The following is a 12,612-nucleotide window of genomic DNA, read 5'->3' as shown; positions in this document are numbered from 1 at the left end:
GGGCAAATGTATTGTTATTATATATCCAGTATATAATTTGTTAAGCTAAACTCATGTGGTAAATCCATTTTTTTTCTAAGGCGATAACGCTTAACTTCCACACTTCTAGGAGATATATTCAGGAGAGGTGCTATTTCTTTTGATGTAAGGTTTAACCTCAGATAGGCACATAATTTTAAATCATTTGGCGTAAGATCTGGGTGTTTACTTTTTACTTTTTTTAGGAAATCTTTATCTGCGTTATTGAAGGCTTCTTGGAAAAATTTCCAATCGTCTGTATTGTTTATGTTTCTATCAATAACTGCGATAACCGACTTAACATCTTGATCTTTTTCAACACTTTTTAATTGATTTTTAATAGTATTTAAAAACTCATTTTTCTTTATAAGGCTCATAGTAGAGATAGCTAGCTCTCTATTTTTGCCTTCAATATCTTGTCGTAACTTTTCATTTTTAAAACTCATTAACTGCTGCTCGTTTTCTAGTTTTTTCATTTCTATTTCACGCTGTGCAGTCTTTAAAAAGCCTTCTCGTTGTTTTTTATAGTATCGTTTATAAATATTATGTGTTAATAATAATAAGACTATAAAACTCAGAAAGTATATAGTTAACATGGCATTAGTGAGGTGCCAAGGTTTAGCAATTGTGAATTCATATGTGGCTTCATTCACACTTAAGTTATCTCCAACTTTTGCTTTAACTCTAAATGTATATTCACCTGATGGTAAATTCTTAAAACGTTCGCTTGGTTTTGTAGTCCAATCACTCCACTGGTTGTAAGCACCTTCTAACTGATATTGATACTCTGCTTCAATATATTTGTCATACTCCGTAACACTGTAACTAAACTCAATATCGTTCTCTTTATTTTTGAAATTTCCTTTTTCAGAAATGACAACTTCTGCACTCTCATTATTATTAACATAAGTACTTACTGCATTAACATTAATTGTATACACCTTATGAGATAGCTTATCTAAATCAATTAATAAATAACCAGAAGATGACCCAAACAAATATTTCTGATCCATCATATGGCTTATGTTTTCATAACCTCCCATATTGTTTCTAATAGAACTTGGAAGTGAGATTTTTTCTATTTCTAGTTGTTCGCTTAGTTTCCCTGAAGAAATATAGCTAAGCCCATCACTTGAAAAACTCCACAATTTATTTGTTTCGTCAGATTTTACGAGTTTACCAGAGATATAAGTGTTTGGATTAAAAGATAGGCTTAACAAACTATCTTTTTTAAAAGCAGACAAGTCCTTATTATATTTATACACACCATCTTTATATGTGTATAGAATATTACCATTGTGTTTTAATAAACTTGAATGCAACCCTTTATCTACCGAAGTATCTTTATCCACACTCAAAATTTTTGTGAATTGCTCATCAACTTTTAATTTAAAAACACCTTTATATTCATGACTAACAAAAACTTGATTAGATGGATAGTATTCGAAGTAACGTGATGAAATGTCAAATCCTTCAATCTTATTTTTAAATTTCCACTCACCATTTTTTAGTTCAAGAATATTTAGTCCGTTATAACTCCCTTCCAATAATAGATTTTGATTTGTGGCTATCGGTTTTACATTCCACGTGCCATCACTATTATTAACTGTTTTAACGGTATCTTCTTCGACAATGAAGGTGCCGTTATTATGAGAACAGAACAAGGTATCATATAGTTCTGCTAATGACCATACCTGCCCTCGTGTTTCTTTAATGAATTTAAAATCATCTTTTGATTTTAAGCTTTTGTAAAACAACCCTTGATTTGTTCCTAAATACAAGAGACCATTATGCACAATAGAGGTATATACCGTTCCTATGGTTCCTTTTTGATCATTATAGATACTAAACGGAGAATTTGTATTCACGCAATTAATCCCATTATCTAGTGCTAACCAGATGTTATAATCATCGTCTTCAAAAAGTGATAATACGGTATTATTACTTAATCCGTTAGATTGATTAATTTGATAGTTCATATCGCCATTGGGGTGCAAATAAATGATGCCATTTGAAATTGTCCCTAGAGCGAAACTTTTATCGCTAAGCTGAATACTATTGTAAACACTCACCTGATTTAGTATACTTTGTGTAGAAATATTCCATGCTTCAAGACTGTTATTTTTATAGGTAAAAAAGCCTTGATTTTGCGTTTGAATTAAAAACTCACCTTCATGAATAAACATATTAACAACAGTATTCTCTTTCACGATATCATCATCAATAAACAATTGAGCTTTCCCGTTTTCGATTTTAAAGAGTCCTAGATTAATACTTTGGAAAAATATTGAATCATCTGCTTTAAATGCTTTTGTGAGTTTTGTTTTAGAATTAATTATTTTATATCCACCATCACTCGTATTATATATAATAATTCTATCTAATGATTGAAAAAGAATCCAATCGTCTAACTTAAGAATATTCCATATTTCCTCATCCTCTACCAAAGGTAAATTGAGAGTTTGCGATAACGATGTATAATTTAATTTTCCGAATTTATCTCGTTTCCAATATCCAAACTCCATATAATTCCCTGTATACACTACGTCATCAACAGCTAGTACAGCTCTCATGATACTTTCTTGAGGCGAAGAATAAAGTCGCCATGACTCTCCATTAAATTCTAATAATCCTTTATTATTTGCTACAAATATATTTTGATCTGAAGATTGAGAAATAGCCCAGTTTTGGTTCTCTGCATGATATTGCTTCGTGGAATAAATCTCAACTGGAGGAATTTCCTGTGCTCGCATGCCAATACAGAACACTAAAAAAAGGCTTACAGTCAGTAATCTCATACTACTATTTTTCATAGAGTAATAGTCTTTTTTAAATTCATAGCTATTTCATTGTACAAAATAGCATTAATATTAGAGATTACAAAACCAACCTTAACAGCATAAAATACCACAATTAATGCTGAGTTTCTAAGCGCTTGGTTTGAATAACTTTAGAGTTAATGACCGTTTTATTTAGAAACATAAAAAAATCCTCTAATTCGTCATATGCGGTCGTCGCGACCTCATGTGTCCCTCCCTCAATTTTATACAGATAATAGGACTGATTCAAAAGTTCAAGTTGTTTATAAACTCTACCAGAACCACTCAATACTAAATAACCTTTATCAACGTCATTACAAAAATGGTGTGCTGCTCTCTCATAAGGCACCAAATTGTCTTTTGTACCGTGAAACAGCACTGTAGGCACTGCATTGTCTACTGTAATATAATTTTCATCAACCATAGCACCTGCAAAAGATATTAAGCCTGCGAATTTTATGTGATCATATGGCGATACATCTTCTATAAAATAGTCTTTCATATAAACAGCACTTAATACTGCTTCTGCACCTGCACTACTTCCTCCTGCTATTATTTTTGTAATATCAATTTGAAAAGCCTCACTATTTGAAATAATAAAGTTGGTGGCTTCTAAAAATTCAGTAGCAGCATTAGCGAAAGCATAGAGTTTATCTTGCTTTGAGCATTGACAGCCAAATCCGGTCCTTGCACCTTTTCTCAGTAATCGATATGACATTGAAACACCAATGTATCCTTTTTCGGTGGCAGTATTCATTAGCTCAACTATTCGCTTGCTATGTCTTGAACCACCTGCAAATCCACCTCCATGCATCCATATGATAACAGGTAATTTTTGCTCAGAAGTTATCGTTTTTGGCATATAAACATCTAGCTTTAGTGAATCGCTGCCTTTTACACTATATGTAAATGTGTTAACGGTTTGTCCTGAGCACAAAACCGAAAGTAACATTCCAAGACATAAGCAGTAAGACTTCATAAATTCTATTTTCCGATACAGAAAGTGATTTATCAACATTTATAGACTCTAATCAATATTTGATACAAATTTGGTACAAGTAGTATCATATTCAAGTAAACAATAACTAGGAGTTAAACCAATGGCTAATAGAGACTTTAGCTTATGAATTAGAACTATTTACACAATATTTCTCATATAATGGAAAAATTCTGGTTGTGCGTTAGGACACAGGAAATTGAATAAAATGGCGCGTGTAGTTTTCATGTCTTTATAAGTTTTAATTACAAGACAAATTTAGGCGGACAACAAACGATGGGTTTGTCTTAAAAGGAGTAAGATTTGTTCAAAAAGTTGTTACTTGATCTGACTTGGACGATAGCCAAACTTTTTTTCAAAGGCATTAGAAAACGAACTGAGACTATCATAACCCACGTGCCATGCAGCTTCCTGAACAGTCATTTCTTGATTTCTAATCATTTTATGAGCCAATGTAAGGCGTTCGTTCTGCAGATATTTAAAAACAGGTACACCAAAGAGTTCTTTAAAATCTCTTTTTAGCTTATAAGTATTTAAGCCTATTTGTTTAGAAAGTTCAGTTAGTGAAGGTGGGTTTTCTAAATTCTCTAAAAGTATTTTTTTTGCCAGATTTAGTTTTTCGCGTTCTGGTAATTTAATTTTTTCCGTTTTTAAAGAGGCTAATTGACCAAAAAAATGAGAAAGTAAAGCTGTAATCTGACTTCTAAAAAACATCATTTTAGTTTTTCCCTCATATTTAATATTGAATAAAGAATCTACAATAGACTGCATTTCTGGAGTCATAAAAAAAGAAGGTCCTTCTACATAATGATCCGATGGGTTTACTAATTCGTTCATTAAACTTAGAAAAATTTCACCTTCTTCATTGGGAAGTTTATCCAAACTTCTTAATGAGGTTGCTATGAGAATGCACTGAAGTGGTTTTTCAGGAGACACCGTATGAATAAACTCAACGTCAGCATCTCCATAAAAAGATAATGTAAGTCCTCGTGTATACTGAAATTCCTTTTGTTTATTACCGTATTTAACTGATAAATCAACATTCCCTGAACCATAAAACGCTACAGCTATTACAGGCTCATCAAAACGGCAAGAATCTACAGAGACACTATCAGATGAAGCTTCCTCGACAAGTATGGTAAAATCATTGATATTTATAAAGTCTCTGGTCATATCACAAATTTAAATAATATTCTGTTTAATTTGATGCATATTCAATTTGACTAACCTTATAACACTGTAAAATTAGAAACGGATACATAAAGTACATCTCTCCTATTTATAGGCGTTTCGATAAAAATGGTACAGATACGGGACAATTTTATTTAGACATATAATCCTGCCATTTTATTAATACGTATTTCTCAACACCGTGTTCCGTTTTTTTAAAAAAACCGTATTCGTAAACAAACAAGTAGGTGTCTCCTTTTTTATTCTTCCAGTAATGAGTAAAGAATTTTGGATTGAACCCTTCCTTTAACAACACCTCTGATCTTATGACGGCTTTACCAGCTTTATTGTACTCCTTGAGGAGTTTTCGGTTAAGCTTCAATTGGTTATCTACCTTATTGTAAAACCGCTCAGGCTGTTCCTTTTCCTTTTTGTATTGGTGAGAACTTTTGCACTGTGGGTCACAGTACTTTTTGTCCGTTCTTCCTTTCAATTCCTTATCACAATTCAGGCAATTTTTATGTAATCTCATTTTTTTTTCGAATTAAACGAATATTATACGTAAAATATTCGAATAAGGTACGATTAAGTTATTTTTATTATCTAATTTGAACAAAAAAAACATGGAATTACATAAAAGTGTTACTTTAAAACATCTGTTAATCGAACAAAAGAAATGTATCGGTATCCAATTTAATTCAAACAAGGTATTGCAGGCTCTTGTTGAACAATTACCCAATATTTCATGGAGTACTGAATTTACTATGCACTACCTTCCTAATAAAAAATCTAACCTTGAATTAATTTTCAAGACTTTTCACGGCGTAGCATGGGTTAATGGTAATTACTTTTTTTCCAACAAGATTGTTAATGAAAACAACCCAGTAGTAAAATTAGATCGCTACAGAAAAAGAAAGCTAGTTAAAGATTGTAGACTTTGTCCTGAATCCTACTTGTTAAAACTGGAACTAAAAAGGTATTCTGCTAATACGGTAAAGAATTATATTTCGAGTTTCGAAACTTTCATAAACCATTTCAAAGACAAGGAACTTAAAGAAATCAATGAAGTTGACATTAGAAAATATTTACAGTTATTGATTCAAAAAGGTGTTTCAAACTCCCAAGTAAACCTTTCCATAAATAGTATAAAGTTCTATTATGAGACCGTTCTTGGCATGCCCAATCGATTCTATTCCATTGAAAGACCTAGAAAAGAAAAGACACTTCCAGAGGTTTTGTCAAAAGAAGAGATATTAAAGATAATAGAAGGCGCTAACAACATAAAGCACAAATGTATTATTGGATTACTCTACTCTTCTGGGCTTCGACGTAGCGAACTATTAAACCTAGAAGTCAATGACATAGATAGTAAGCGAATGGTTGTGATTATTAAAAATGCAAAGGGTAACAAGGACAGAGTTACGATTTTAAGTCCAAATCTCTTAAAAGATCTACAAACTTATTACCGGGAATACCGACCTGAAAAGTATCTATTTGAAGGTCAGAAAGGAGGTAAATATAGCGCGTCTAGTGTATTAACCATTGTAAAGTCCGCATCTAGAAGAGCTGGTATGTATAAAAAAGTAACACCGCATATGCTTAGACACAGTTTTGCAACCCACCTTTTGGAAAACGGCACAGACCTTAGACACATACAGATATTGATGGGTCATAATTCAACAAAAACTACCGAAATTTACACACATGTCGCCAACAATTCATTTTCAGAAATAAAAGATTTACTATCTTAGGCAACATATAATGTGGATATAGTTAATACGTATATCCAATTGTTGTGCTTCATTACCAGAAATCGCTAACCAATGATAAAATTCTTTAGATTATTGAAACTTAATTTTGTGAAACAAAATCAAATGTCCTGTGGACATTTGGTTGAGATAGCCGCTTGCGGACAAACTAAATGCTTAAATTAGACCATGATAAAGTTTTTTAGACGAATTAGATTTGACCTTATGGAGAAAAACAAAACTGGAAAGTATTTTAAATATGCCATCGGAGAAATTGTCCTTGTCGTTATTGGAATTTTGATTGCGCTTCAAATTAATAATTGGAATGAAAACAGAAAAATTGAGCAAAGTGGAAAAGAGTACATAAAAGAGATATACAAAGATTTAAAAATTGAGATATCAAATATTGATGAAATACTTAATAGTTTAAGTGACCAATATAATGGAACAGAATATGTGCTAAACGTTTTTGAATCTAAAAACAAAGTAGTTAAAGACACTATACTCTTTACTAAAAATCATTGGGCACCTTCTAGATTATTTATTATCGAGAGAGACTTAAACACCTTTGATAAATTAAAGAGTTCTGGTCAAAGCGGTTTGCTTAAAAATGATTCACTTTCTAACTTATTAGACAAGTTTTATAAAAATTTTGACGTACGTATTTCTAACTTTAAAGAATATCCTTTGCAAATTAGAATGGATTATAGAAGAATTCTATTTCCGATTGGAAATATGAAAGACTTTAAATATGAACGAAGAAATTCCAAATTATCATCTGAATTTATTAAAGAGTTTCTAGATAATGAATTTATATATAGGCACTTATTATCCATTTTAAAAACTAGTCGTTACAATACCCGTTTTTTTAAAGAACTAAAAGAAGAAGCATTACAATTAATTAATTTAATGGAAAACACATATCCTTCACTGAAAAATAAATAACGAAAGCCTGCCTACCGCAGGCAGGCGCAACACCGTGTATAATTCATTGCTAGTACTCGCCTACTTACGAAAATCCTCGCGGACTTTCTATATGTGATTTATTTGCTAACTTTAGTTCTCAAATACGCAACGAAATCATACACTAGACCGTTAGCCTTCATTAAAGCCAACAACTAACCAATGATAAAATTCTTTAGATTATTGAAACTCAATTTTGCAAAGCAAAATCAAAGGTCTAGTAGACCTTTGGTTGAGATAAACGCTTGCGGAGAAATTAAATAAATCAATTATGATTAAATTCTTCAGAAAAATAAGATTTAACCTCATGAGTGAAAACAAAACTGGAAAGTATTTTAAATATGCTATTGGAGAGATTATACTTGTGGTTATTGGAATTTTAATTGCGCTTCAGATTAATAACTGGAATGAAAACAAAAAACAACGAGAATTTGAATTGAAAATGCTCACTGAAATACAAAGTGCGTTAGAATCTGATATAGATTATTTTCATCGTCTAGAAATTCGTTTACAGAAACTCGATTCGTCTGCAAACAAATTCATTAGACTAGTGCATGAAAAGGCTACTTTTAATGATACACTATATAAAAACGGGAGGTCGAGATGGTATTATTTAAGAACTGGAATTAATCTTCAATTCAACCCTGGACCTTATGAAGCTCTAAAATCTTCAGGTATTGATAAAGTTTCTAACAATAATCTACGAAATAGTTTAGTAGATTTTTATGACTTTAGATTTCCCACTTATATAGCTTTTATTAATTACTATGATAAAGGTTATGACAAAGACGTTGCCACTTTAACATCTTTTTTAGGGAAACCATATACTGAATCAGTAAATGGTGAAATAAAAGTATACTCTAAGTTTCCGGAGAACTTATTAGAACAAACAGAATTTCTTCTTTTATTAACTAGACTTAAAAGTAGAGCTTCCAATTCTATAAATATTATAGACAAGAGTATTGAGCTTATGGTAGAGTTAAAAGATGAAATCAACGCTGAAATAACTAAATGAAATTAAAATAACGAAAGCACAACAACGTGTATAATTAATTGCTTTGGTCATTGGCTATTTGGAAAATTCCTTGGGAATTTTCTCGCGTTCGTTTTTGTTTACTAAATTAGTTGCTGAAACACGCAACTAACCATACACAAAACCGTTAGCCTTCATTATAAATGATAATTAATAAATGAAACAACAACTTATCATTCTTCTTTTTCTTTTATGGTTTTGTAACTGCTTTTCTCAAGAAGCCAACTACAAAGTATACAGCTACACCGAATTCTTTGATCGTATAGAGCAAGAAACCGATACTGTTTTCAAATTAAAGGATGCCATAATAAAATACAATTCTAAAACGGATGCCAGATATGTAATCAAAGGAAAGAACGTTTATGAAGCTAGAGATAAAAGCTATGAGTATGGAAATGATATTGTAATAAATAAAACTATTGAACTCGATAATGTGCAATTTTTAACTACCGATTTTAGAAATGATAACGGCAGATTTTCTGGAGGTGTATTATTAGACATACGTTTTAAAAAGAGCGTATTATTAAATAATACTAGCACATTAACCATGCGTTACTGTCGCTTTGATAAACTATTCCAAATAGACTCTAGAGATTGCAATGTAAACAAATATGTATCAGATGTGTTTGATGCAGGAATTGATATTTCCTACTCAAACTTTAAAGATTTTAATCATCAAATCTATTGTTCTAATGAAACGAGTAAAGTGAGTGTACTATATCGAGATAATAAATTTAAGGCTTTAGAGTCCAATGATAGATTCCGTTTAACAAATAATGGTATTAGTAGTATTTATTTTGCAGAAAACCATGTGATTTATGAAGATATCTTCTTTGGTTTATTTAAAACAGAATTTAGTAATGTAACTAACAATATATTTGAAAGTGGTTATATTCAGAAAAACATTAATTCTTTAAATTCTTTTCAATGGTTTGATAATACATATTCTAGTACTGTTTTTCTCGTACCCAGTCCATTTTCTTCAAAAGACATTATAGGTTTAGAGCAATTTAAAAATGGGATTAGTGCCTATAATGGTTTAATGGATTATAGCTTAAATACAACCGATAGATACCCTATTCATCTTACTGACAACAGAAGTGAGCTAATAGCTAAATACATGGATTCTGTTAGAGTTTATAATGAAAAGGCTTTTAGAGAGGAGATGTCTCTTAAAAGTCAATTTTATAACCATTTTAGAGGTCGGTACAATAAACAAATTGCCAACAAAATCTACATTGAATTAAAAGATTTAGAAACGCAACGTTTAAAAGTAGTATACGACTTAAACCCTGGCTTTCGTTCCTACTTTAAATGGAAAGTCAATCAGTTTTTAAAACTCTTTTCTGATTATGGTACAGAACCTTCTAAGGCTATTGTGGTCTCTGTTTATGTGATTTTCTTCTTCGCATTTATATACCTTTTTTTTCCTAACACATGGGATCATCGGGGGAAAAATCGAATTATGGATCGATATCGTTTCTTTTTAAAATATATGAACAAGAATGCTGGTATTCACGAAGTCTATTTAGATGAAAAGAAAGTTGAATTGTTAGAAGCAGAAAACTTTAAAACCTACTTGTTGGAACAAGGGAAAACAGCTCCTAAATTCTTCACTACTACAGCTCTCCCACTCTATCGATGGTCTATTGCAGGAACTAAAACTTTTTCTTGGTTGCTTTCGAAGGTTGATATTCTAAAAGGCACATGGTCAGAAACAGGTGTATCAAAACAAAAATGGAAATCTGTTTTGATTTTTTTCGCTTTTTTTATTGCTATCGTTTATGATATTTTCATCAAGGTTTTAAATGCTTTAATGCTTTCCATAAATACGTTTACCACATTAGGTTTTGGTGAAATTCCAATCATAGGATTGCCACGTTATTTGGCCATTATACAAGGGTTTATTGGCTGGTTTATGTTGACTATTTTTTCTGTTTCGTTAATCTCACAACTGCTCAATTAAGATGACAAGCAAAAATTAAAATAACGAAAGGCTAACACCGTGTATAATTAATTGCTAGGTCACTGCCGACTTACGAAAATTCCGCTGGAATTTTCTATCTGTGATTTGTTTGCTAACTTAGTTGCTTAACCACGCAACTAACCATACACAAACACGTTGTGCTTCATTACTAGAAACCGCTAACCAATGATAAAATTCTTTCGTAAAATACGCTACAACCTTATGGAAAAAAATAAAACGGGCAAGTATCTAAAATATGCTATTGGGGAAATAGCATTGGTAATGATTGGGATTCTATTGGCTCTTCAAGTGAACAACTGGAACGAGGAAAGAATAAAAGGCACAACGCTTAAAGAAGCTCTTAATCAAGTTAAACAAGACTTGAAGCAAGACGAAATCAATTTAAAAAGCTTCGTAAGAAGTGATACAAGAAGAGTTGAGTACTTATTAGCTCTGTCAAATGACAATTACAGTAACATTAAATTAGATTCAATAATGTATAATTTAGACAACTACTTCTTCTTTTATAAAAGTAATAACTCCTATTCAAGCTTAAAATCGAGTGGTCTATTTACAGCTATGAAGAATGATAGTCTAAAAAGTAATTTGACAGCCTACTACGAACAAATGTATGAACGATTAAAAACTACCTCAGAATATGGCGAAAGCTTCACTAACGATAGAGTCATACCATTTGTTCTATCTAATTTGGAATACAGTGAAAACCTATTAGTTAATGAAACGCTTGTTAAAGAGAAAATTACAACTACAAATCTTTTGCAATTGGCCAAATATCAAATAAACGTCAAACGATTCTCTCTTAATTTGATGCACCGAGCACTTGAAATGAATGGTAATTTGAGAGAAGATATTGAAAAGGAAATTGATAATTTAAAATAACGAAAGCACAACAATGGCTATAATTCATTGCGGCGGAATTTCCTTCTCGGAAATTCTTATCTTGCAATGATGGTTTGGTTCTCTCGGAATGTCCTAGCGGACAATTCCACAACGAAAACCATAGCCCAACCGTTGTACTTCATTATCACTCACTCGAACGGAATTAAATAATTATTCTAACTTTAGAGAAATAACTAACTAATGATAAAATTATTTAGAAAAATTAGGCAAAACTTAATTATGGAAAACAAAACTGGAAAGTATTTTAAATATGCAGTCGGTGAAATTATTCTAGTTGTTATTGGAATTTTAATTGCTCTTTCAATAAATAATTGGAATGAAAATAGAAAAGAACAAAATCAACTGCAAATCTACTATAAACAAATAATTTCAGATTTAGATGAGCAAAAAAAATATTCAAAAGCAGTTATTACTCAATTGGATTCCAGTATTGCAACATATGATAAATATAAAAATCTTTTTGAAACAAAAAACTTAACAGTTGATGATGTTATAGATGGGCTTAACAAAGTACAATTTGTCTCGCCATATCTCTCTTTTCGTTTTAATACAATGGAAACCTTACAATCAACTGGAGATATTAAGATTATTCCCGAAAATTTAAGAAATAAACTTATAACACATAAAAGTAAACTTGACGAATGGACAATTATAAATAATGGTAATTTAAATATTTACCTGAATGGTTTATTAAAATATAGCGAAAAAGGAATTGGTAGTTTTTCTTCAAGATTAAGAGAGCAGCCTGATTTGAAAAAAGCCATAACTAATGAAATCAAACCAATTGAAGCAATTCTTTCGGCAGAGAGTGCCTTTGGAGTTAAATTTTTTACAGAAATGAGAACTCGTGAAAAGTTAAAAGAAGTACTTATAGAAATTGATACGATAGAAAACTTAATCAATTCGGAACTTGAAAAATAACGAAAGCACAACAACGTGTATAATCAATTGCTTTGGCAAGTGCTTATTTGGAAAAT

General features: G+C 31.2%; 10 protein-coding genes. 6 read left to right on the top strand and 4 right to left on the bottom strand.

Features of this window, described 5'->3' with window-relative positions; translation table 11 throughout:
- Positions 1 to 17 precede the first annotated feature (17 nt).
- From BLT57_RS08405 to BLT57_RS08390, 4 genes are all read right to left on the bottom strand, one after another.
- The gene (locus BLT57_RS08405) at positions 18 to 2,816 is read right to left on the bottom strand and encodes a triple tyrosine motif-containing protein (RefSeq protein ID WP_231928664.1); all 2,799 of its coding nucleotides are present in this window, start codon (positions 2,814 to 2,816) and stop codon (positions 18 to 20) included.
- 115 nt (positions 2,817 to 2,931) lie between these two features.
- Positions 2,932 to 3,816, bottom strand: a complete 885-nt coding sequence (locus tag BLT57_RS08400; protein WP_157717151.1) for an alpha/beta hydrolase — start codon at positions 3,814 to 3,816, stop codon at positions 2,932 to 2,934.
- A gap of 336 nt (positions 3,817 to 4,152) precedes the next feature.
- Positions 4,153 to 5,007: an AraC family transcriptional regulator gene (locus BLT57_RS08395; RefSeq protein ID WP_091424823.1), complete on the bottom strand. Its 855-nt coding sequence runs from the start codon at positions 5,005 to 5,007 to the stop codon at positions 4,153 to 4,155.
- Positions 5,008 to 5,155: 148 nt separating this feature from the next.
- Positions 5,156 to 5,536, bottom strand: coding sequence for a hypothetical protein (locus tag BLT57_RS08390; protein ID WP_091424821.1), 381 nt, complete (start codon positions 5,534 to 5,536; stop codon positions 5,156 to 5,158).
- 91 nt (positions 5,537 to 5,627) lie between these two features.
- Here BLT57_RS08390 and xerA point away from each other — a divergent pair, with 91 nt between their 5' ends.
- The 6 genes from xerA (at position 5,628) to BLT57_RS08360 (ending at position 12,556) form a co-directional block, all read left to right on the top strand.
- Positions 5,628 to 6,755: a site-specific tyrosine recombinase/integron integrase gene (gene xerA / locus BLT57_RS08385; protein WP_091424817.1), complete on the top strand. Its 1,128-nt coding sequence runs from the start codon at positions 5,628 to 5,630 to the stop codon at positions 6,753 to 6,755.
- A gap of 222 nt (positions 6,756 to 6,977) precedes the next feature.
- Entirely contained in the window at positions 6,978 to 7,697 is a 720-nt protein-coding gene (locus BLT57_RS08380; RefSeq protein WP_091424814.1) for a DUF6090 family protein, read from the top strand.
- A 325-nt stretch (positions 7,698 to 8,022) separates the two neighbouring features.
- Positions 8,023 to 8,730 carry a DUF6090 family protein gene (locus BLT57_RS08375; RefSeq protein ID WP_172827417.1) on the top strand — a complete coding sequence of 236 codons (708 nt, stop codon included), beginning with the start codon at positions 8,023 to 8,025 and terminating at the stop codon, positions 8,728 to 8,730.
- A 175-nt stretch (positions 8,731 to 8,905) separates the two neighbouring features.
- Positions 8,906 to 10,714: a potassium channel family protein gene (locus tag BLT57_RS08370; RefSeq protein WP_091424808.1), complete on the top strand. Its 1,809-nt coding sequence runs from the start codon at positions 8,906 to 8,908 to the stop codon at positions 10,712 to 10,714.
- Positions 10,715 to 10,936: 222 nt separating this feature from the next.
- A complete protein-coding gene (locus tag BLT57_RS08365; RefSeq protein ID WP_091424805.1) occupies positions 10,937 to 11,614 on the top strand; it encodes a DUF6090 family protein in 678 nt (225 codons plus the stop codon).
- A gap of 240 nt (positions 11,615 to 11,854) precedes the next feature.
- Positions 11,855 to 12,556 (top strand): DUF6090 family protein, encoded by a 702-nt coding sequence (locus BLT57_RS08360; RefSeq protein WP_172827416.1) that lies wholly within the window; start codon positions 11,855 to 11,857, stop codon positions 12,554 to 12,556.
- Positions 12,557 to 12,612: the final 56 nt, after the last annotated feature.

Source organism: Formosa sp. Hel1_31_208 (genome assembly GCF_900104785.1).
In the GTDB taxonomy this organism is placed as follows: Bacteria; Bacteroidota; Bacteroidia; order Flavobacteriales; family Flavobacteriaceae; genus Psychroserpens.
This window is presented reverse-complemented; position numbering and strand designations above follow the sequence as displayed.

What these genes read in the sequence shown, in the direction of transcription:
- BLT57_RS08405 (WP_231928664.1), bottom strand. Translation starts at nt 2,816, where the DNA reads ATGAGATTACTGACTGTAAGCCTTTTTTTAGTGTTCTGTATTGGCATG.
- BLT57_RS08370 (WP_091424808.1), top strand. Translation starts at nt 8,906, where the DNA reads ATGAAACAACAACTTATCATTCTTCTTTTTCTTTTATGGTTTTGTAAC.
- BLT57_RS08400 (WP_157717151.1), bottom strand. Translation starts at nt 3,816, where the DNA reads ATGAAGTCTTACTGCTTATGTCTTGGAATGTTACTTTCGGTTTTGTGC.
- xerA (WP_091424817.1), top strand. Translation starts at nt 5,628, where the DNA reads ATGGAATTACATAAAAGTGTTACTTTAAAACATCTGTTAATCGAACAA.
- BLT57_RS08365 (WP_091424805.1), top strand. Translation starts at nt 10,937, where the DNA reads ATGGAAAAAAATAAAACGGGCAAGTATCTAAAATATGCTATTGGGGAA.
- BLT57_RS08360 (WP_172827416.1), top strand. Translation starts at nt 11,855, where the DNA reads ATGGAAAACAAAACTGGAAAGTATTTTAAATATGCAGTCGGTGAAATT.
- BLT57_RS08380 (WP_091424814.1), top strand. Translation starts at nt 6,978, where the DNA reads ATGGAGAAAAACAAAACTGGAAAGTATTTTAAATATGCCATCGGAGAA.
- BLT57_RS08395 (WP_091424823.1), bottom strand. Translation starts at nt 5,007, where the DNA reads ATGACCAGAGACTTTATAAATATCAATGATTTTACCATACTTGTCGAG.
- BLT57_RS08390 (WP_091424821.1), bottom strand. Translation starts at nt 5,536, where the DNA reads ATGAGATTACATAAAAATTGCCTGAATTGTGATAAGGAATTGAAAGGA.
- BLT57_RS08375 (WP_172827417.1), top strand. Translation starts at nt 8,023, where the DNA reads ATGAGTGAAAACAAAACTGGAAAGTATTTTAAATATGCTATTGGAGAG.